The organism is Streptomyces sp. NPDC059255 (genome assembly GCF_042752355.1).
Classification (GTDB): domain Bacteria; phylum Actinomycetota; class Actinomycetes; order Streptomycetales; family Streptomycetaceae; genus Streptomyces.
The window spans coordinates 16,848-36,125 of the sequence record NZ_JBHYZP010000055.1; the positions used below are offsets into that span (position 1 = coordinate 16,848).

Genomic DNA, 19,278 nt, shown 5'->3' on the forward strand with positions numbered 1-19,278 from the left:
CGGCCGATTATTGACGGAATATTTACCAGCGCTGTGGCAGTCCGTGGTGAATGGGGGGCGGGGAAGCGCTTGCACGCCGGTTCACACCCCCGTAATGACGGGCGAAAGCAGTGATGACGGCATGATCGGGCCATCCCTCCGGTTTGTGATCATGGTCGTCGCGGCCCCGTCCCCGGCTCGCCCCGGCGCGGGCTTCCCGGCCGCTCCTCGGCGTCTGCGCAGGTCCACGGGGCGTGCGGGGACGGCGAGTTGGACGGGGCGATTGTTGGCGGACACACCGATGGCGGTACTGTGCGCGCGCGCCGTCATCGTCGGCGGCGCGGTTATAGCGGAGGATTTTGTGACCCAATTCAGCAGATCGTGGCGGCGTGCCAGCGCCTCCATAGCGGTCGCGGCGACCGGCGCCCTCGGTGTCGGCCTGTCGGCGGCTCCCGCGTTCGCGCACACGCCGAACTGGTCGGTGACGTGCTCCGAGGTGAGCCTGAACCTGACCGCCTACGGCAACAGCGACAAGAACACCGTGACGGTCACCGTGGACGGCACGGACCTGCTGCCCACGGAGAATTTCCGTAACAACTTCAGCAAGAAGCTCGACCTGCCCGCGCACAAGAGCGAGGTGACGGTCCGTCTCGTCGTGAAGGCCGCCGACGGCGACCAGTTCAACAAGGACGAGACGAAGACCGCCCCGGTCTGCGAGGGCGAGGAGACGCCCCCGGAGCCCACCCCGCCGCAGGAGTCCGCGCCGGAGCCGAGCGCTCCGGAGGAGACCCCCGAGGCGACGCCCAGCGAGGACACGCCCGCCTCCGAGGCGCCGACCCCGGCCGGTGAGGCGAGCACCTCGGCCGCCGCGGTGCCGTCCTCGCAGCCGAGCCCCGCCGGTGACGATCTCGCCGAGACCGGTGCGTCCAGCTCCACCCCGCTGATCGCCGGTGCCGCGGGTGTCGTGCTGGTCGCCGGAGCGGGCATCATGTGGGCCTCGCGCAAGCGCCGTTCCGCACAGGGCTGACCCGAGGGTTCACCCGCGCACCACCGCACCACCCGCGTGACCGCACCACCCGCACCACCCGCACCACCGCATGACCGCACCATCCGCACCACCCGCCGTCCTGACCGGTCGGCCCGCCCCCGCCGCCCCTGCCGGGCGGCGTCCCGCACCGCCGCCACGCGGCGCGCCCGGACGCCGGACACCCGGCCGAAGGCATGGACCGAACGGCGGGGGCCGTGCGCCGCCGCACCGTTCCACGGTGCGCGCGGGGCTCCGGCCAGGACCGGCCCCGTGAGGCCCCGCGACACTCCCCGTGCGCGGGGCCTCACCTCTGTCCCCGTCCCGTGTCTCCGTCCCCGCAGGCGCGCGGCACGGCGCGCCGCCGGGCGGGATGCGCGGCGCGCCCGGCGCGCCGACAATGAAGGCGCGCGTACGGAGGGGATCCGGGCGCGGAACGGACGGACCACTGCCGACAGTCTGGGGCGCCCATGGATCCGGTGGAGGCGCTGGACAGGATCGCCTTCCTGCTGGAGCGCTCGCGGGCGGACACCTACCGGGTCAAGGCGTTCCGCACCGCCTCCGCGACCGTGGCCGCCATGGATCCGGACGATGTCGCCCGCCGCGCCGCGGCCGGCACGCTGGACCGGGTGCGCGGCATCGGTTCCAGAACCTCCCAGGTGGTCCGCGCCGTGGTGGCCGGCTCCGTACCCGAATATCTGGAGCGGCTGGAGCGGGAGGCCGAAGCGCCGCTCGCGGCGGGCGGGCACGCGCTGCGGAGCGCGCTGCGCGGCGACTGCCATCTGCACTCCGACTGGTCCGACGGCGGCAGTTCCGTCGAGGCGATGGGGCGTACGGCGGCGGCGCTCGGCCACGAGTGGGCCGTACTCACCGACCACTCCCCCGGGCTCACCGTGGCGAACGGCCTGTCGGCCGGACGGCTGCGCGAACAGCTCGACGTGATCGCGGAGCTGAACCGGGGGTGGGCGCCGTTCCGGCTGCTGACCGGCATCGAGTGCGACATCCTGCCCGACGGTTCGCTCGACCAGGACCCGGAACTCCTCGACCGGCTGGACGTGGTGGTGGCGTCCGTCCACTCGAAGCTGCGGATGGACGCCGCCTCGATGACCCGGCGGATGATCGCCGCCGTACGCGATCCGCGCACCGACGTGCTGGGCCACTGCACGGGGCGCCTGGTCATCGGCCGGAGCCGCCGGGACCGCGGTACGGGCGGCAGCCGGCCCGAGTCGGAGTTCGACGCGCGGGCGGTGTTCGACGCCTGCGCCGGGACCGGCACGGCGGTGGAGATCAACAGCCGGCCCGAGCGGCTGGACCCGCCCCGGCGGCTGCTGCGCGAGGCGGTCGCGGCCGGGGTCCTCTTCGCCGTCGACACCGACGCGCACGCGCCCGGGCAGCTCGACTGGCAGCTTCTGGGCTGCGCCCGGGCCGAGGAGTGCGGTGTCCCGGCGGAGCGGGTCGTCAACACCTGGACGGCCGAGGGGCTGCGGGAGTGGACCCGGACCCGTCGCGCACCCGCACGGGGGTGAGGCGTACGGGCGGCCGCCGCCCCGCCCCGTACGGGCCTACGCGTACACGCCGTCCAGCCAGGTCCGCCAGGCCTGTCCGGTCCGCTCGGCGTCGGCGCCGGGGGCGAAGTCGTGGACACTCACACCGACCGTCGCGCCGAAGTGGTTCCGGCCGAAGAACCGGTACATCGCGGTGTCGGTGCGCAGCCCGATGAAGTACGGGTCCCGGTAGTCGACGACGGCATCGACCGGGCCCACGCCCGGCAGGTCGACCCGTACGGCCGTGCCCGCCGGGGCGTCGTCCGCCAGTCCGAGCGCCCGGCCTGCCGTTTCGAGCGCGTCCGGCGCCCCGGCGGCCGCGGGTCCGTCGGCCGCCGAGAAGACGGCGCCGCGTCCGGTGAAGTGGCGCAGGTACTGGCCCAGGGTGTGGATGTAGAAGGTGTTGTGCTTGGCGGCGCCGTCGTACTGGTTGTCCCAGTCGTCGACGAAGATGCCGCTGTGCACGTAGCGCACCCAGGATCCGCCGCCCTCACGTGGCTCGATGAGATGGTCGAGCTGGTTGAGGGTCTGCTGCGAGATGCCGTCGACGTCCTCGACCCGGGCGGTCAGCCGCTTCCCCGGTTCCCAGACGGTGATCGTGCCGCCGAACGGAGCGGCGCCGCCCTCGCGCGGTTCGTACTCCATGGGCCACAGCCACGCCGCCGTACCGGTGGTGACGGCCTGCCAGACCTCTTCGGGACTCGCGTCGGTCTCGAACTCGCGGACGATCTCGAATTCCTTGGACATGGTGGCGTACTCCTTCTCGCTCATGAAGCCTCCCCGATCGCAGCGGGGCGTGCCGGGCCGGACCCGGCACCGGAGCCGGAATCGGAATCGGGTTGAGCCGACTCCGGCCCGGTGGCCTTGACGGTGGGGTGGAGCGCGATCACGATCCGGTGGTCACGGCCGCTCCCGTCCTGCTCCACGTGGTACTTGGCCATCAGCGCGGTCACGCCGCGGGTCAGCTCCTCGACGAACGCGGCCCGGTCGGCGGCGTCGGCGAAGCGCACCTCGCCGTCGAGCGCGTACGTCGCGAGGCGCTTGCGCGCCCGGGCGGCGCCGGTGATCAGGCTGCCGACGTCCCGGACGAGCCGGGCGGCGACCGCGAGCAGCCAGCGTGCGGAGAGCTGGTCGCGGAAGCGGGCCGGGTCCGGCTGGACCGCCGCCAGCGCGAGCGGCGAGATGACGTACGAGGCCGCCGTGGCCCGCATCATCCGCTCGGTGACATTGCCGCGTCTGCGTTCGTCGGCCAGCTCGACCAAGCCGTGCCGCTCCAGGGCCTTGAGATGGTAGTTCACCTTCTGCCGGGGCAGTCCGACCCGGCCGGCCAGCATCGTCGCCGACGCGGGCCCCGCGGCCAGCTCGGCGAGCAGCCGGGCTCTCATGGGGTCCAGCGAGGCGGCTGCCGCCGCCGGGTCCTCGATCACGGTCACGTCCCACATGACTCCACCATCTCACCGACAAATATTTTTGTCCATAGGGATTTATTTGTCGGCTGGATCCACGCGCGGAGGACACCCGCGCGGAAGGAAGGAGCGTCAGCCGGCGAGCCCCCAGGACAGCGTGCCGTCCGCGCCGGCCAGTACGGCGAGAACGACCAGGTCGGCAACGCCGAGGAAGAGCCCGAGGGCGGCCCTGCCCCGGCGCCCGGTACCGCGCATCAGAGCGAGGGCCGCCAGCACGATCGCCAGGGGACCGAGGACGAGGTTGAGCACGAGCAGACCGAGGAGCCCCAGGACGAACGAGGCGACGGCCATGCCGTCCGCGTCGCGCCCCTGCCGCACCGCGGACATCAGCGCCGCCCGCCGCGGGCATGGAACTCACGGGCGGCGAACACCAGAAGCCAGCAGCCGATGAACGCGGCGGCGACCAGGGTGACATGAAGGGGGATGTGCGCCACCGCACCGAGCACCACCCCCATCAGCAGGAGAGCCGCGACGAGGAAGATCATGGAATGCCTCCTTGCGAGGAGATCCGGACGGATGCGCGGGCACGCGTGCACGAACCAGCATTGCGAGAACACTTGTGCACCGACTGGCCAGTCTAGGTTCCCCTTCTCCGGCGAACAGTTGTTTACTGAATGGCATGAGTCACACCCAGGGCATCCGGCAGGTCCGGAAACAGAAGACCCGTCAGGCGCTGCTGGACGCGGCGCTGCTGCTCCTGGAGGAGCAGAGCCTCAGCGGCCTCGGGCTGCGGGAGGTGACCCGGGCGGCGGGCGTGGCCCCGACGGCCTTCTACCGGCACTTCCGGGACCCGGCTGACCTCGGGGTGGCCCTCGTCGAGCAGGCGCTGGACAGTCTGCACGGCACGATCGGCGCCATCCTCACCGCCACGGACGGCGACGAGGAACGGATCGACCGCACCGTCCGGGCGATGGCGGAGTACGTCCGCGCGTACCCCGCCCATGTCCGGTTCATCGCCCGCGAGCGGCACGGGGGCGTACGGCCGGTGCGGGAGGCCATCGCCGCCCAACTGCGCCGTTTCTCCGAGGAGGTGGCCTCCGCGCTCGCCGCCGAGCCGGTCTCGGCCGGATGGAGCCCGGACGATCTGCGGATGCTGGCCGATGTCTACGTCGACCAGACGGTGATGACGGCGTCCGCCTTCCTCGACGCGGCCGAGCACCGTCCGGAGACGGAGCGGCACCCGGAAACGGAGCACGCGCCGGAGGGGGAACACCCCCCGGAGACTGCGGCGGAGGCGGAGAGGCGAGTGGTCTCCGCGGCGCGCCACCGGCTCAGGCTGATCGCCCTCGGCCGCCGCCACTGGCTCAACTGACGCCCGCCCGGCCGGAGTCGGGCCCCTGCGACCTCGTACGGACCCCGCACCCCCGTACGGACCCGGTCCGGCCGCCCGGTCGTCAGCCCCCGTGTCCCGGCCCCTCCCCCGGTGGCGGCGGCAGACGGAGGTGGGCCAGGTCGTCCGGCACCGGGCTGTCCGGACGGAACAGCGGGGCCGCCAGACCGTCCGCCGCGGTGGCGGGCGCGTCGGTCAGGCGGAACCGCTCGCGCAGCCGGGTGTAGAAGTCGGTGGGCCCGAGCCGGACCAGCCGCAGCCGGTACGTGGCTCCGTAGACGCCGACCCAGTCACCCGGCTCCAGCGCACCGCGCAACTGGCCGTCGATGCTGATCGCCACCTCCCCGGAGTGCGGCTGGATCCGCAGCGCGACGGACTCGTCGGGAGCGGCGACGACCGTGCGGTCGAACGTCATGTGCGGCGCCACCGGGGTGAAGACCACGGCGTCCATGTGCGGGGAGAGCACGGGCCCGCCGGCCGCGAAGCTGTAGGCGGTGGAACCCGTCGGGGTGGCGACGATGACCGCGTCGGCGGAGTACGAGGCGAGCAGCCGGCCCGCGACGTAGACCCCCAGGGCGACCTGCCGGTCCCGGGCCAGTTTCTCCAGCACGACGTCGTTGAGCGCGATGACGTCCAGGGGTACGCCCCAGCCCTCCCCGGTGGCCCCGGGCCGTACATGGGGCGGCGGCAGCGTCGGCCCCCGGCCGTGGCGCAGGAGCGCCGTGATCTCCGAGGGCATCTCCAGCGCACGTGAAGCGCGCATGGTGAGCGTCATGCGCTCCTCGATGGCGGCCCGGCCCTCGTGGACGGCGTCCAGGGCACGGGTGATCCGGTCCGCGGGGACCTCGGTCAGGAAGCCGACGCGCCCGAGGTCGACGCCGAGGACGGCGGCGTCGCTCTTGGCCGCGATCCGCGCGCCGCGCAGGAAGGTCCCGTCGCCGCCCAGGGTCACCACGAGGTCGGGGTTGCCCGCGGCGGACGCCTCCTCCTGGCCGCCGTGGCGGGGTTCGTGCTCCCGCCACACGTCGATCTCCTTGCAGGGGACACCGTGCGCGTCGCACCAGGCGTGGACGGTACGGGCCGCCTCCACCGATGCAGGGCGGCCCTGGTGGACCACGAGACCGATACGTTCCACAGCCATGGGCCCGCTCTCCGTAGGTCCGGTCGGCACGGCCTCCGGTCGGCACGGCGGCCATCGGTTCCAGGATGACGGAGGGGGCGGGCGGAGCGCGCGCGGGCGGAGCGCGCGGCCGCTGCCTCCCGCCCGCACACCTCACGCACCCCACCTCACATTCACCCGAATGGCGGATAGTTCGGACCGGCCGCCGGCCCCTGGGAACGCTGTCCGCACTGGGCACCCGGTGGTGCCGCCACCGGCGGGCCGGCCTCCCCCGGTTGCCGAAGGACCCGTACGGATGCGCGATGGAGTCGTGCGCGCCTGGCCGTGAGGGGCCTCATCCCGCAGACGCGCTTCCCCCACGCGAGGAGTGATCGCAGATGTCAGCCGAAGGCGTGTTCAACAACCCGAGCAGTCTGAACGGCAGGAGCGTGTACGACAGGGACGGTGACAAGATCGGCAGCATCGGCCAGGTCTATGTCGGTGACCGCACGGGCCGCCCGGAGTGGGTCACCGTCAGGACCGGTCTGTTCGGGATGAAGGAGAGCCTCGTACCGCTGTCCGGCGCCCGGCGCGCCGGCGAGGACATCCACGTCCCGTACGCCAAGGACACGGTCAAGGAGGCGCCGCGCCTCGAAGCCGACGAGCACCTTGACCCCGGCCAGGAGAAGCAGCTCTACCACCACTACGGACTCACCGGTGCGGGTGGTATCGGCACCGCCGCGAGCATGGGCACGGCGGCCGGGGCGGGCGGGGCGGCCACCGGCGGCAGGTCCCGGGCCGGAGCCGGCATGTCCGCGGAGTCGGGGATGTCCACCGGCCGCGCCGCCACGCCGGAGGGGACGCGGGGACCGGCCATGGCCGGATCCGCGACACGCGGCGCCGACCTGGGCGACATGCGCACGGGCGAGAAGCACGGCGAGGAACTCATCCGCTCCGAGGAGGAGCTCCACGTCACCACCGAGGAACGCGAGGTCGGCCACGCGCGGCTGCGCAAGGTCGTCGTGACGGAGAACGTCACCACCTCCGTACCGCTCAGCCACGAGGAGGTGCGCGTGGTCCACGAGGCGATCTCGCCCGAGGACCGCGGCGCGGTCCGCGCCACACGGATCGGTGAGGCGCAGACCGAGGTCACGCTCCACGCCGACCAGCCGGTGATCAGCAAGGAGTCCGTCCCCGTCGAACGCGTCCGGCTGGACACGGAGCGGGTCACGGAGCAGCGGGAGGTCTCGGCGGAGGTCCGCAAGGAGCAGATCGAGTACGACACGGACCAGGACGAGAGGGGCATGCGCGGCGGCAGGCGCGGCCAGGGCCGCTGACCTGTCCCCCGCACCGTCCCGTCCCGGGCGGCACCCCCCGGCAGCACCGAGCCCCCGTTCACCGCTTGCGCGCGGTGGGCGGGGGCTGTCGTCGGCCGGTCGCGCTCAGCGGACCGTGAGCGTCCCCTTCATGAAGGGGTGGATGGTGCAGACGTACGGGTAGGCGCCGGCCTTGCCCGGTGCCCTGAAGGTGGCCGTCTTCCCCGGGCCGATGGTGCCGGTGTCGAACACCTTGCCCGTGGCGGCGGTCAGGGTGTGGGCCACCGAGTCCTTGTTGACCACGGTGACCTCGGTGCCCGGAGCGACCGTCAGGGCCGCGGGCGTGAAGGTGAAGTTGTCGATCGTCACCCGCGCCGCTCCGCCCGCCGAAGCGGGCGGCGACGGCGACGGCGACGGCGAGGGCGACGAGGATCCGCCACCGCCCCCGCCGGAACAGCCGGCGAGCATCGTCACGAGGACGACGGCGAGGAGGACGGCGCGGGGCGAGCGGCTGCGGGCGCCCGGGAACGGCATGGCTTCTCCGAGCTGTCCGACCCGACGGATCGGACGGGATCAGACGGGATCGGACAGGATCAGTAGCTGGCGCCGGGGCTGGGGGTGCCGCTCATGCCCGCGCTGGGGCTCATGCTCCCGCTGGGGCTGGCGCTCGGCGGCGGGGTGGTGACCTTGTTGCCGTTCGTGTCGACCACGTACCACTTGGCGCCGAACTCGGTCAGGTCCTGGCCGTGCGCCTCTCCCGGCGCGTGGTCGGCCTTGTAGGTGTAGAGCGGGTGGCCGTTGTAGGTGACCTGCTTGGTGTTGTCGGTACGGGTGATGGTCGACAGCAGGCTCTGCTTGACCCCGCCGGTGCCCGCCTTCGGCTCGACACCGTTGGTGACCAGCACGGGGCGCCAGACCTTCGCGCAGTCGCCCGTGCAGGTGGACTCCTTCGTCTTGTCCGCCGCGAAGAGGTAGAGCGTGTGCTCACGGCCGTTGACGAGGATCTTCCCGTACGGCGCCAGTTCCTTCGCGTTCACCTTGCCCTCAAGTTCGGAGGGCATCGCCGACGGCGACATGCTCATGGACATCGACGCCGAGGCGGCCGCCTCCGCGGGCGCCTCTTCCCGGGCAGACTCCGACGCGCTGTCGCTGCCGGAGCAACCTGCGAGGGCGACCGCGCAGAGTGCGGCCGCGGCCATCGCGGTGACTGCCCTGGTGTTGCTCTTCATTCGAAACTCCTCGGATCAGGCCGCCCGAAGGGCAGCACGGCGCCCGCCCGAACGCGACCGCAGCCCCCACTAGACGGCAGCCCCGGTACCGGCGCGAGCGGACAGGGCCGTCCGGGGGGCCGTGAGCCGCACGGTTCACACGTACGCCGCGCCGTTCGTGTGTATGCCGCGCGGCGCGGCGCCCGCCCGGCCCACCTCCCCCCGGGTCCCGCGCCGCGCCGCGGGTGGGGTACCGTGGAGGTCTGCGAAGGGGAGTAGCCCCGCGAACCGGTCGTCGACACACTGGAACCCCCGGGTTCCCGGTGGCCGGGCCCGCCGATGAGGCGGGTGGGCGAGACCTTCGGTCAGGCACTGACAGGCCCGCGTCCCATGGCGTGGGTGACAACACCGTCGTGCCGGGCCGAGTGGTCCTCCTGGCTCCGACAAGGTGCTTCGCGAAGATCCGGGCCCGGCCCCCAGAGAAAGCCACCCGGAATGTCTCTCGATCCCCTGGCGATCCTCACCGCCTTCGGACTGATCTTCCTCGCGGAGCTCCCCGACAAGACCATGTTCGCGTCCCTCGCCATGGGGACGCGGATGCGTCCGCTCTATGTGTGGTTCGGCACGTCGACCGCGTTCATCGTGCATGTCGCCATCGCCATCGGGGCGGGCAGCCTCATCGGGCTGCTGCCCGACTGGATCGTCAAGCTCGTCTCGGCCGCGCTCTTCGCCTTCGGCGCTTTCATGCTGCTGCGCGGCGGGGGCGACGACGGGGAGGAGGAGACGGAGACCAGGACCGTCACCGGGTTCTGGCCGGTCTACTCCACCGCCTTCATGGCCGTGTTCATCAGCGAGTGGGGCGATCTGACCCAGATCACCACGGCCAACCTCGCCGCGAGCAACGGCACCTGGTCCACCGCCATCGGGTCGGCCGCCGCGCTGATGTCCGTCTCCGCGCTCGCCCTGCTCGCGGGACGGTTCATCGCCACCCGCGTCCCGCTGAAGACCGTGCAGCGCATCGGCGGTCTGTGCATGCTCGGGCTGGCCATCTGGTCCGTGACCGAGATCTTCGTGGGCTGACGGCCGGCCGACAGCTAAGGGCCCGATCCCGTCGGTGCGTACCGACGGGACCGGGCCCTTCCTGCGAGGGTCCCGCGAGGTCCCGCGAGGTCAGGTCAGGCGCTCCTTGAGCACGGTGAGCACGTCACGAGCGGCCGTGGGGCCGGTGTTGAGATAGAAGACGTCGTCGTCGACCGGGACCGCCGTCTTGCCGGCGACGGCGGAGAGCGTCGGCCACAGTGGCGCTTCGGTCAGCTCGGCGGCCTTCGCCGCGTCGCCCTGGACCCCGTAGAAGAGCCAGTCGGCGTCGGCCCGGTCGAGCTGCTCGTTGCTGATGTTCTGCGAGGTCTTGTCGAACCGCTGGCTCTCGGGCCGGCCGAGCCCGGCGTCCTCCGCGATGCTGCCGGTGAACGACGGTACGCCGAAGACCCGCAGGCGGTCCCCGTTCAGCCGCAGGAACGAGACCGTCACCGGCTTGTCGAGCGAGGCGCCCAGCGCGGCGGCGTCGGTGTGGAAGCGGTCCAGGTACGTGCGCGCCTGATCGGCCTTGCCGAGGCCGTCGGCGACGAGCAGGAAGTCCTGCTTCCAGTAGAGCCCGGTGCCCTGGGTGGCGACGGTGGGCGCCACCGCGCTCAGCGCCTTGTAGAGATTCCCGGCGTTCTTGCCCGCGATGTTCATCAGGATCAGGTCGGGCTCGATGTTCGCGATGGTCTCCAGGTTCGGATCCACGCGCGAGCCCACGTCCACGACCTTCGCCAGCGCGGCGGCGTCCTCGGAGAAGTCGTCCTTCAGATACCGGGGTACGAGATCGGCGCCGTCACCCCGGGTCGAGCCGGCCGGGACCGTACCGAGCGTGAGCAGCGCGTCGGCCTGTCCGGTGGAGATGACCACGACCTTCTTCGGCGCGGCCGCGATGGTCGTCCTGCCCTCGAAGTGGCCGACCGTACGCGGGAATTCGCCGTCCGGTTTGCCGCTTCCCATGCCCTTGGGCACGGAGCGGGGAGCGGTGTGGGTGGCGGCGGCCGACGGTTCGGCGGCCGCACCACTCGCCGACGAGACGGTCGAGTCGGTGGAACAGCCGGTGAGCAGCAGGGCGCCCGACAGGGCAACGCCGCTGATCAGGCGGGTGAGAGGGAGATCACGGAAGCGGTACACGAGCGCTTAGCTTAGGCTCTCCTAAGTGTGGATGAGTAGGGACGGCAGTCATGCGATGGATCACATACCGGAGGGCGGGGAACGGACCGGTGCGGTACCGACCGGTGCGGTACGGACGGCTCCGGCGCCGGCCGGTGGGGCACGCCCCGCGCGGAGCGGGGGCGCCCGGCGCGGCCGGCGCCTCGTGGCGCTGGTGGTCTGTCTCGGCCTCGTCGTCCTGCTGCTCCTGGTGAGTCTGGGGGTCGGCGCGCGCGGCGTCCCGCTGGAGACCGTGTGGCGTGTGCTGCTGCACGACGACGGCAGCCCGGACGCCATCATCGTGCGGCAGTTGCGGCTCCCCCGTACCGTGCTGGCGGTCACCGTCGGCGCCGCGCTGGCGCTCGCCGGTGTCGTCATGCAGGCCATCACCCGTAATCCGCTGGCGGAACCGGGCATCGTGGGTGTCAACGCGGGTGCCTCGTTCGCCGTGGTGACCGCCATCGCCGCGTTCCATGTGACGAGCGTGTCCGGCTACGTCTGGTTCGCCTTCGCGGGCGCGGTGCTGGCCTCGCTGCTCGTCCACGCCCTGACCACGGGCGCCACCCGGAGCAACCACCACACCCGTCTCGTGCTGGCGGGGGCGGCGCTGTCGGCGAGCCTGGGGGCCTGTACCGGCATCCTCACCATGTTCGACTCCTCGGCGTTCGACTCGTACCGCTTCTGGGTGGTCGGGTCGCTGGAGAACCGCGGTACGGAGGCGCTGACCGCCGCCGTCCCCTTCGTGCTGGCGGGGACCGTCGTCGCGCTGGTGCTCGGCCCCTCCCTCAACGCCCTGGCGCTCGGGGACGAGGCGGGCGCGGCGCTCGGGCTGCGTGTGCCGTGGGTACGGGCCGCGGGCTTCGTCTCCGTCATGCTGCTGTGCGGCGCCGCGACCGCCGCGGCGGGGCCGATCGGCTTCGTCGGACTGGTCGTACCGCATGTGCTGCGGCTGCTCCTCGGACCCGATCTGCGCTGGCTGCTGGCCTTCGCGCTGCCCGGCGGCGCGATCCTGCTGCTGGTCAGTGACATCGCGGGACGGGTGATCGCGCCGCCCGGGGAGATGGAGGTGGGCATCGTCACCGCGTTCATCGGTGCTCCGGTGCTGCTGTGGCTGGTCGTACGGCGCCGGGAGGTCGGCGCGTGAGCGCGGCGACGCGGGTGGTGCGGCTGCCCCGTGGGATCGCCCTGCGCTACTCGGGGCGGGCCGCCGCCGTGACGGCCGTGCTGCTGGTGTGCTGCGCGGCGGTGTGGGCGGGGACCCTGTTCACCGGTACGTACCGGATCGGCGCCGCGGACGTCGCCGATGTGCTGTTCGCCGGGGGCGGCTCCGCGACCGACCGGTTCATCGTGGTCGGCCAGCGGCTGCCGCGGGTCTGCGCGGCGCTGCTCGTCGGGGCGGCGCTCGGGCTGTCCGGCGCGCTCTTCCAGAGCCTGTCGCGCAACCCGCTCGGCAGCCCGGACGTCATCGGGTTCACCACCGGCTCCACCAGCGGCGCGCTCGTCGTCATCCTGGCGGGCGGCGGCTCGGCCGGGGTGGGGGTCGGCGCGGGTTCCGTGCTCGGCGGGCTGTGCACGGCGGTGGTGGTGTACGCGTTCACCGCGTCGCGCGGGGTCTCCGGCAACCGGCTGGTGCTCGCCGGGATCGCCGTCGGCGCGATGCTCTCCTCGGTCAACGACTTCCTGCTCACCCGTGCCGATCTGGAGTCCGCGGAGAGCGCGAAGGCGTGGACGTTCGGCAGCCTCAACGCCGTCTCCTGGCCTCAGGTGACCCCCCTGGCGGTCGCGTTGCCGGTGCTCGCGGTGGCGACGCTGGTGCTGGGCCGGCCGCTGCGCCTCATGGAGATGGGCGACGACACGGCGGGCGCGCTGGGCGTCGACATCGCCCGGGTGCGGACCCTCTGCCTGCTGCTGGGGGTCGCCCTCGCCGGTACGGCCATCGCCGTCGCGGGCCCCATCGGCTTCCTCGCCCTGGCGGCCCCGCAGCTCGCCCGCAGGATCACCCGCTCCCCCGGTGCCCCGATCGGCTCGGCGATGCTGACGGGGGCGCTGATCCTGGCGACCGCCGATCTGCTGGCGCAGCGGGTGCTCTCCCCGTTCCAGATCCCGGTGGGACTGGTCACCGGGGCCCTCGGCGGCGTGTATCTCCTGTGGCTGCTGTCGCGGGAGAGGAAGACCGCCCGGTCCGCGTGACACGGCGGCGTGACACGGCGGCGGCGGGCGGCCGGACGCGGCGCGCCGCCGGGGGTGCGTCGTCGGACGGCGGCCGCCGGGCTGTGTCTACGATGGCCCCGTGACGCGCCTCCTGCACATATAGGCCTGCCCGAGCCCGGCACGCCTCTGTTCCCCTTCACGCGCAGGAGTCGTTTCAGCATGACCTCGAACCGTTACACGGCCCGCCGCCGGGCCGCCGCGGCCGCCGTCGTTCTCGGCGCCGTCCTGGTCCTCGCGGCCTGCGGCGGGCGGGACGCGTCCACCAGCGGGCACTCGGACCATGGCGCGGACTCGTCCGCCTCACCGGCCGCGGCTGCTTCGGCATCGGCGCACAACGGCGCCGATGTGTCCTTCGCCCAGGCCATGATCCCGCACCACCGGCAGGCGGTGGAGATGGCCGATCTGGCCGCGATCCGCGCCTCGTCCGCCGAGGTGAGAAGACTCGCCTCCGAGATCAAGAAGGCCCAGGACCCGGAGATCAGGACCCTGTCGGAGTGGCTCACGGCCTGGGGCGAGGACGTGCCCGCGCAGGACGCGTCCGCGGCCGACGGCGCGGAGCACTCCGGGCACTCCATGTCCGGGATGATGTCCGGCGACGCGATGGCGGAGCTGTCGCGGGCGTCCGGGAAGGCGTTCGACACCGCTTTCCTGAGGATGATGGTCAAGCACCATGAGGGTGCCGTCGAGATGGCCAGGTCCGAGCGGTCGCGGGGCACGCACCAGGGCGCCAGGAGGATGGCCGGAGCCATCGTCACGTCGCAGACCGCCGAGATCACCCGGATGACCACCCTGCTGGGGCGTCCGTAGCCGCCCGGCTCACCAGGCGGGGGCGCAGGACATTCCGCCGTCGACGACGAGATCGTGCCCGGTCACCCAGCCGGCCAGGGGCGAGGCCAGGAACACGCAGGCATTGCCGACGTCCTCCGCGTCGCCCTTCCGGGACAGCGGCGCGGCCCGCTCCCAGCGGCGTACGCCGTCCGGCCAGTCCTCCGCCAGCCCGGGCCGGTGCACCAGCCCGGGCGACACGGTGTTGACGCGGATGCCCAGCGGGCCGTACTCCAGCGCCGCCGCCCGGGCGTGCATGATCAGGGCGGCCTTGGAGGCGCTGTAGTGGGCGTGCAGCCGGGCCGGCCGGCTGCCTTCGACGGACGCGACATGTGTGACGGTCCCGCCCCCGGCGCGGCCCATGATCTCGGCGGCGGCCTGGGTGCAGGCGAAGGCCGTCGTGAGATTGGTGTCGACGACGTGCCGCCACTCGGTGACCGTCATGGTCTCCAGGGGCTGGACCGGCTGGATCCCCGCGTTGTTGACCAGTGCCGTGAGGCGCCCGGCCCACTCGGCCGAACGCTCGATCAGACTCCGGCACCCGGCCTCGTCGGAGAGGTGCGCGGCCAGGGCGAGGGCCCGGCCGCCCTCGGCCCGGATCGCCTCGGCGAGGGACTCGGCCCGGCCTTCCCCCGTACGGTAGTGGGCGATCACGGAGGCGCCGGCGCGGGCGAACTGCCGGGCGATGCCGTGCCCGACGGCCCCGCTCGCCCCGGTCACCAGGACCGCGTGGTCGCTCAGGTCGGGCAGTGTGCTTCCGGGGTGCGGCTTCTCGGTGCTCATGACCGGTCCTCCTCCGAGGCGGGGGGTGTGTCCGGCGCCGCGTCCCCGGCCATCCGGAGGGGGGCGCCGGGGCGGCAGAGCCGGCTGATCCGTTCGGCCGCCCGCGGGTACCGGGCGCGGAGTTGTTCCGCGTCCCCTCCCTCGTAGTCGGCGGGGACGAAGCCGGGCGCCATGGTGCACCCGAACAGGGACCACTCCCCGCCCTCGGCCACACTGCCGCCCATCCACGTCCCCGCGGGGACGACGAACTGCACGTGCTGCCCGGCGCGGACGTCGTGTCCCAGCAGGACCGTGCGGTCGTTGCCTTCCCCGTCCAGCAGCAGCAGTTCGACGGGGTCACCGAGATAGAAGTGCCAGACCTCGTCGGCCGGGAGCCGGTGCATCGCGGAGAACTGTTCGTCCCGCGCGGTGAGCAGCGCGATGATCGCGGTGCCCGCGGGACGGCTCCCGGCCTGGTCGGCGCTGTCCGGCGACGTCCAGGTGGCGTGGAAGTAGCCGCCCTCGGCGGGCAGGGGCCGCAGTCCGAAACGGTCGATCAGGGTGTCGACGGAGAGGTCGGGTCGGGACATGCAATCCGCTCCTCAGTAACGGTAGTTGTCCGGCTTGTACGGGCCGTCGACCGGTACACCGAGCTGGGCGGCCTGTTCCTCGGTGAGGGTGGTCAGTTCGGCGCCGAGGGTCGGCAGGTGCAGCCGCGCCACCTTCTCGTCGAGAATCTTCGGCAGTGCGTGCACACCGGAGGAATAGGAACCGGGTGCGGTGAACAACTCTATCTGAGCCAGCGCCTGATTGGAGAGCGAACTCGACATCACAAAGCTGGGATGGTCCGAGGCGTTGCCCAGGTTCATCATTCTCCCCTCGGACAGCACGATGACCGAACGGCCGTCCTCGAAAACCCATTCGTGAACCTGCGGCCTGGCCGGTACCCGGCGAATTCCCGGAATTCCGGCGAGCGCCTCCACATCGATTTCCGTGTCCAGATGCCCCATGTTCCCCACGATGGCGCGGTGTTTCATCCGGGACATGTGCTCCGCGGTGACCACTTTCTCGGCGCCGGTGGTCGTGATGACGATGTCCGCCTCACCGACCACCCGTTCGAAAGGCGTCACGAGAAATCCGTCCATGGCCGCCTGGAACGCGCAGATGGGATCGATCTCGGTGACGACGACCCGCGCGAGCTGGGCGCGCAGCGCGTCGGCACACCCCTTGCCGACGTCGCCGTATCCGCAGACGACGGCCAGTTTGCCGCCGATCTGGGTGGCCGTCGCCTGTTTGATCGCCTCGACCACCGACTGCCGGCACTGGTAGCGGTTGTCGAACTTCGACTTGGTCACCGAGTCGTTGACACTGATCGCGGGGAACAGCATCTCGCCGTCGGCCTCCAGCCGCCGCAGGGCGTGCGCCCCCGTGGTGGTCTGCTCGCTCGCCCCGCGCACGCCGGCCGCGAGGGTGGTCCAGTACGAGGAGTCCCCGGCCGTGGCCCGCCGCACCAGATCCATCATCGCCCGCAGGTTCGGGTCGGCGGCCCGGGTGTCCGGCGGGAGGCCCCCCGTCTTCTCGTACCCGACCCCGTGGTGCAGGAGGAGCGTGAGCCCCCCGCCGTCGTCGATCAGCAGGTTCGGCCCGGAGCCGTCGGGCCAGGAGAGCGCCTGCTCGGCACAGTGCCAGATGTCCTCCGTGCTCTGGCCCTTCCACGCGAACATCGGGACGCCCGCGCCGCCGTCAGGGCCGGCCGCCACGGCCGCCGCCGCGTGGTCCTCGGTGGAGAGACGGTTGGAACCCGCCCAGCGGACCTGCGCGCCGAGCGCCACCAGGGTCTCGATCAGCACCGCGGTCTGCACGGTCATGTGGAGGAAGCCGCTGATCCGCGCGCCGGTGAGCGGTGCCTCGGCCGCGTACGCGGAGCGCAGGGCCATCAGGCCGGGCATCTCGTGCTCGGCCAGGGTGATGTCCTGGCGCCCCGCCGCCGCCAGCCCGATGTCGGCGACCTCGAAGTCGCCACTCGCTGTCCTCGTCACTGGTTCTCCCCTCGGTGGCCGATCGGCCGTTTCCGGGGCCGTCCCTGGAACTACGGAACTCCTCCGGGGCCGATTCCCTCATTCCGGGTGCCGAGTCTGCGAGATTCCCGCGCCATGATCCAGCGCTTGTCCGGTGTCTCTTGGCACGGGCAATGGGCGACACCTGGAATTCCCTCGGGCCCCCACTCCGCGAAGAGGCGGGACACTCCCCGTCGCATCCGCACTCCGGCACGGCCCCCGTACTTCGGCACCGTATACCCCGGTTCTCGGTGTCCTCGCGGTCGGACGACGGTCGCGGCCGTGATGTGCCCCGAAGTACTCCGGCGCACCATCGGAATCGGCCCGGCACCCTCTGTCGGTCCGTGAAGTCCGAGCAGGAGGACGTACATGGCCTTTCGGATCAGCAAGGAATTCCATTTCTCCGCCAGTCACCGGCTGGACGACCTCCCGGACGGGCATCCGTGCGGCCGGATGCACGGCCACAACTACGTGGTCGAGGTGGAACTCGCGGCCCCGGACGACGGCCTGGACAAGACGGGCTTCGTACGGGACTACGGAGACCTCAAGCGGTTCGGCCACTGGCTGGACACGGAGGTCGACCACCGCCACCTGAACGATGTGCTGACGGACCGCAACCCGTCCGCCGAGAACCTGGCGCAGTGGCTCTACGAGCGGTGGCTGCCGGACTACCCGGAGCTGAGTTCGGTGCGGGTCTCCGAGACCGCCAAGACCTGGGCGGAGTACCGGCCATGACGGTCGGCCGCACGGCGCGCCCCGGCGGCCGGGGAGGTGATGCCCCGGTGGACCCGAAGCTCGTGGTGAACGAGATCTTCGGCCCCACTTGAGGGCCGTGCAGGGAGAGGGCCCGTCCGCGGGCCGGCGCTGCGCCTTCGTCCGGCTGGGCGGCTGCAACCTGTCCTGCCGCTGGTGCGACACGCCGTACACCTGGGACTGGACCGGTGTGGGTGACACCGGGGTGGCGCACGACCCCCGCCGGGAGCTGACCGCCCTCCCGGTCTCCGAGGTGCTGGAGCGGCTGCTCGGCTACGACGTGCCGCTGATCGTGGTGTCCGGCGGTGAACCACTGAGCCAGCAGAAGAGACTGATTCCCCTGCTGCGGGAACTGACCGCGCGGGGAAAGGCGGTGGAGATCGAGACGAACGGCACCGTGGTCCCGGGGCGGGAGGTGATCGACCTGGGGGTGCGGTTCAACGTCTCGCCCAAACTGGCGCACTCGGGCGATCCGGAGTCACGGCGGCTGGTGCCGCGGGCGCTGCGGGCCTTCGCGGAGGTGCCTGGAACCGCGTTCAAGTTCGTCTGCCGTACACCGGACGACCTGGAGGAGGTGGCCTCCGTCGTCGAACGGTTCGGGACGCGACCCGTGTGGATCATGCCCGAGGGGCAGGTGCCGGCAGATGTGGGGCGGCACCTGGCGGCTCTCGGGGACGCGGCCGTGTCCCGCGGCTGGAATCTGACGACCCGACTGCATGTCGCCGTCTGGGGCGACAGGAGAGGTGTGTGAACACCGTGAGCAGTGCGACGAATCTCAAGCTCGACCTGCCCGAGGAGAACCAGGACGGTTCTCCGGCGGCCTCCGAGGACGGGGTGGACCCGCTGGAGGACATCGCGCGCAGGCTGCTGGTCGAGATCGGCGAGGACCCGGACCGTGACGGGCTCAAGGAGACCCCGGCCCGGTTCGCCCGCTGGTGGCGGGAGTTCACGCTCTACGACGCGGGAGAGGTGGAGACCCTGTTCCCGCTGCGGACGGCGGGGCAGATCGTGCTGGTCTCGGACATCAAGGTGTGGTCGCTGTGCGAACACCACCTGCTCCCGTTCTCCTGCAAGGTCACCATCGCCTACCGGCCGCGCGGGGACGTCCTCGGGCTCTCGAAGTTCGCCCGTATCACCCACCGCCACGCCCACCGGCTCCAGGTGCAGGAGCGGCTGGTACGGGACATCGCGGACGAGATCACCAAGGTGGCGGGGTCGGAGGACGTCGCGGTCATCGCCACGGGCGAGCACCTGTGCATGAGCATGCGGGGCATCCGCACACCGGCGGCGATGACCTCCTCGGTCTTCTCGGGGATCTTCGAGGAGTACGGGCCGGCCCGTCAGGAACTGGTGGCGACGGTGTTCCAGACCCGCGGCTAGGCCCTGTCCGGCACATCCCGCCTGGCTCCATGTGCCGGACAGGCCCCGGCCCCGCGCCACGGCGCTCCCCTGACCACCCATGATCGGAGGAA

Annotated in this window: 22 protein-coding genes; 11 read left to right on the top strand and 11 right to left on the bottom strand. The window is 72.2% G+C overall.

Annotated features, from left to right (window positions below):
• Nucleotides 1-340 precede the first annotated feature (340 nt).
• Together ACFXKG_RS38405 and ACFXKG_RS38410 are read left to right on the top strand one after the other, a co-directional pair.
• Nucleotides 341-1,006, top strand: a complete 666-nt coding sequence (locus ACFXKG_RS38405) for an LAETG motif-containing sortase-dependent surface protein (RefSeq protein WP_384849422.1) — start codon at nt 341-343, stop codon at nt 1,004-1,006.
• Nucleotides 1,007-1,473: 467 nt separating this feature from the next.
• On the top strand, nt 1,474-2,529 hold the full coding sequence (locus tag ACFXKG_RS38410) for a PHP domain-containing protein (RefSeq protein WP_384849348.1): 1,056 nt from the start codon (nt 1,474-1,476) through the stop codon (nt 2,527-2,529).
• A 36-nt stretch (nt 2,530-2,565) separates the two neighbouring features.
• Here the strand turns inward: ACFXKG_RS38410 and ACFXKG_RS38415 are convergent, their stop codons facing one another.
• From ACFXKG_RS38415 to ACFXKG_RS38430, 4 genes are all read right to left on the bottom strand, one after another.
• Nucleotides 2,566-3,294, bottom strand: a complete 729-nt coding sequence (locus ACFXKG_RS38415; RefSeq protein ID WP_384849424.1) for an SRPBCC domain-containing protein — start codon at nt 3,292-3,294, stop codon at nt 2,566-2,568.
• 20 nt (nt 3,295-3,314) lie between these two features.
• Nucleotides 3,315-3,989 carry an ArsR/SmtB family transcription factor gene (locus ACFXKG_RS38420; RefSeq protein ID WP_384849350.1) on the bottom strand — a complete coding sequence of 225 codons (675 nt, stop codon included), beginning with the start codon at nt 3,987-3,989 and terminating at the stop codon, nt 3,315-3,317.
• Between the two features lie 96 nt (nt 3,990-4,085).
• Nucleotides 4,086-4,340, bottom strand: coding sequence for a DUF4190 domain-containing protein (locus ACFXKG_RS38425; RefSeq protein ID WP_384849353.1), 255 nt, complete (start codon nt 4,338-4,340; stop codon nt 4,086-4,088).
• Entirely contained in the window at nt 4,340-4,498 is a 159-nt protein-coding gene (locus ACFXKG_RS38430) for a hypothetical protein (protein ID WP_384849356.1), read from the bottom strand. The genes ACFXKG_RS38425 and ACFXKG_RS38430 overlap by 1 nt, the downstream gene beginning before the upstream one ends.
• Before the next feature lie 134 nt (nt 4,499-4,632).
• Between ACFXKG_RS38430 and ACFXKG_RS38435 the strand changes: the two genes are divergently transcribed.
• Nucleotides 4,633-5,325 (top strand): TetR family transcriptional regulator, encoded by a 693-nt coding sequence (locus ACFXKG_RS38435; RefSeq protein WP_384849359.1) that lies wholly within the window; start codon nt 4,633-4,635, stop codon nt 5,323-5,325.
• An 82-nt stretch (nt 5,326-5,407) separates the two neighbouring features.
• Here the strand turns inward: ACFXKG_RS38435 and ACFXKG_RS38440 are convergent, their stop codons facing one another.
• Nucleotides 5,408-6,484, bottom strand: a complete 1,077-nt coding sequence (locus ACFXKG_RS38440) for an NAD(+)/NADH kinase (RefSeq protein ID WP_384849362.1) — start codon at nt 6,482-6,484, stop codon at nt 5,408-5,410.
• Nucleotides 6,485-6,840: 356 nt separating this feature from the next.
• Between ACFXKG_RS38440 and ACFXKG_RS38445 the strand changes: the two genes are divergently transcribed.
• The gene (locus tag ACFXKG_RS38445) at nt 6,841-7,779 is read left to right on the top strand and encodes a DUF2382 domain-containing protein (protein ID WP_384849365.1); all 939 of its coding nucleotides are present in this window, start codon (nt 6,841-6,843) and stop codon (nt 7,777-7,779) included.
• 105 nt (nt 7,780-7,884) lie between these two features.
• On the opposite strand, the gene ACFXKG_RS38450 is transcribed toward ACFXKG_RS38445, so the two are convergent.
• Together ACFXKG_RS38450 and ACFXKG_RS38455 are read right to left on the bottom strand one after the other, a co-directional pair.
• Nucleotides 7,885-8,292 carry a cupredoxin domain-containing protein gene (locus ACFXKG_RS38450; protein WP_384849368.1) on the bottom strand — a complete coding sequence of 136 codons (408 nt, stop codon included), beginning with the start codon at nt 8,290-8,292 and terminating at the stop codon, nt 7,885-7,887.
• 59 nt (nt 8,293-8,351) lie between these two features.
• Nucleotides 8,352-8,987: a hypothetical protein gene (locus ACFXKG_RS38455; RefSeq protein WP_384849370.1), complete on the bottom strand. Its 636-nt coding sequence runs from the start codon at nt 8,985-8,987 to the stop codon at nt 8,352-8,354.
• A gap of 474 nt (nt 8,988-9,461) precedes the next feature.
• Here ACFXKG_RS38455 and ACFXKG_RS38460 point away from each other — a divergent pair, with 474 nt between their 5' ends.
• Nucleotides 9,462-10,046, top strand: a complete 585-nt coding sequence (locus ACFXKG_RS38460; RefSeq protein ID WP_365818893.1) for a TMEM165/GDT1 family protein — start codon at nt 9,462-9,464, stop codon at nt 10,044-10,046.
• 90 nt (nt 10,047-10,136) lie between these two features.
• Here the strand turns inward: ACFXKG_RS38460 and ACFXKG_RS38465 are convergent, their stop codons facing one another.
• Nucleotides 10,137-11,180: an ABC transporter substrate-binding protein gene (locus tag ACFXKG_RS38465; RefSeq protein WP_384849374.1), complete on the bottom strand. Its 1,044-nt coding sequence runs from the start codon at nt 11,178-11,180 to the stop codon at nt 10,137-10,139.
• A 55-nt stretch (nt 11,181-11,235) separates the two neighbouring features.
• Here ACFXKG_RS38465 and ACFXKG_RS38470 point away from each other — a divergent pair, with 55 nt between their 5' ends.
• The 3 genes from ACFXKG_RS38470 to ACFXKG_RS38480 all read left to right on the top strand — a co-directional run bounded on the left by ACFXKG_RS38470 (nt 11,236) and on the right by ACFXKG_RS38480 (nt 14,216).
• A complete protein-coding gene (locus ACFXKG_RS38470; RefSeq protein ID WP_384849377.1) occupies nt 11,236-12,342 on the top strand; it encodes a FecCD family ABC transporter permease in 1,107 nt (368 codons plus the stop codon).
• Nucleotides 12,339-13,388 carry a FecCD family ABC transporter permease gene (locus ACFXKG_RS38475; RefSeq protein WP_384849380.1) on the top strand — a complete coding sequence of 350 codons (1,050 nt, stop codon included), beginning with the start codon at nt 12,339-12,341 and terminating at the stop codon, nt 13,386-13,388. The genes ACFXKG_RS38470 and ACFXKG_RS38475 overlap by 4 nt, the downstream gene beginning before the upstream one ends.
• A 180-nt stretch (nt 13,389-13,568) precedes the next feature.
• Nucleotides 13,569-14,216 carry a DUF305 domain-containing protein gene (locus tag ACFXKG_RS38480; protein ID WP_384849383.1) on the top strand — a complete coding sequence of 216 codons (648 nt, stop codon included), beginning with the start codon at nt 13,569-13,571 and terminating at the stop codon, nt 14,214-14,216.
• Between the two features lie 9 nt (nt 14,217-14,225).
• Here the strand turns inward: ACFXKG_RS38480 and ACFXKG_RS38485 are convergent, their stop codons facing one another.
• From ACFXKG_RS38485 to ahcY, 3 genes are read right to left on the bottom strand one after another with little or no spacing between them, the layout of a single operon-like run.
• Nucleotides 14,226-15,017 carry an SDR family NAD(P)-dependent oxidoreductase gene (locus ACFXKG_RS38485; RefSeq protein WP_384849386.1) on the bottom strand — a complete coding sequence of 264 codons (792 nt, stop codon included), beginning with the start codon at nt 15,015-15,017 and terminating at the stop codon, nt 14,226-14,228.
• Nucleotides 15,014-15,586, bottom strand: coding sequence for a cupin domain-containing protein (locus tag ACFXKG_RS38490; RefSeq protein ID WP_384849389.1), 573 nt, complete (start codon nt 15,584-15,586; stop codon nt 15,014-15,016). Before ACFXKG_RS38490 ends, ACFXKG_RS38485 begins: the two co-directional genes overlap by 4 nt.
• 12 nt (nt 15,587-15,598) lie before the next feature.
• Nucleotides 15,599-17,035: an adenosylhomocysteinase gene (gene ahcY / locus ACFXKG_RS38495; RefSeq protein ID WP_384849392.1), complete on the bottom strand. Its 1,437-nt coding sequence runs from the start codon at nt 17,033-17,035 to the stop codon at nt 15,599-15,601.
• A 387-nt stretch (nt 17,036-17,422) separates the two neighbouring features.
• Between ahcY and queD the strand changes: the two genes are divergently transcribed.
• From queD to folE, 3 genes are all read left to right on the top strand, one after another.
• Nucleotides 17,423-17,788 (top strand): 6-carboxytetrahydropterin synthase QueD, encoded by a 366-nt coding sequence (queD, locus tag ACFXKG_RS38500; protein WP_382888351.1) that lies wholly within the window; start codon nt 17,423-17,425, stop codon nt 17,786-17,788.
• A gap of 97 nt (nt 17,789-17,885) precedes the next feature.
• On the top strand, nt 17,886-18,557 hold the full coding sequence (locus ACFXKG_RS38505; protein WP_384849427.1) for a 7-carboxy-7-deazaguanine synthase QueE: 672 nt from the start codon (nt 17,886-17,888) through the stop codon (nt 18,555-18,557).
• 5 nt (nt 18,558-18,562) lie between these two features.
• Nucleotides 18,563-19,186, top strand: a complete 624-nt coding sequence (gene folE / locus ACFXKG_RS38510; RefSeq protein ID WP_384849395.1) for a GTP cyclohydrolase I — start codon at nt 18,563-18,565, stop codon at nt 19,184-19,186.
• Nucleotides 19,187-19,278: the final 92 nt, after the last annotated feature.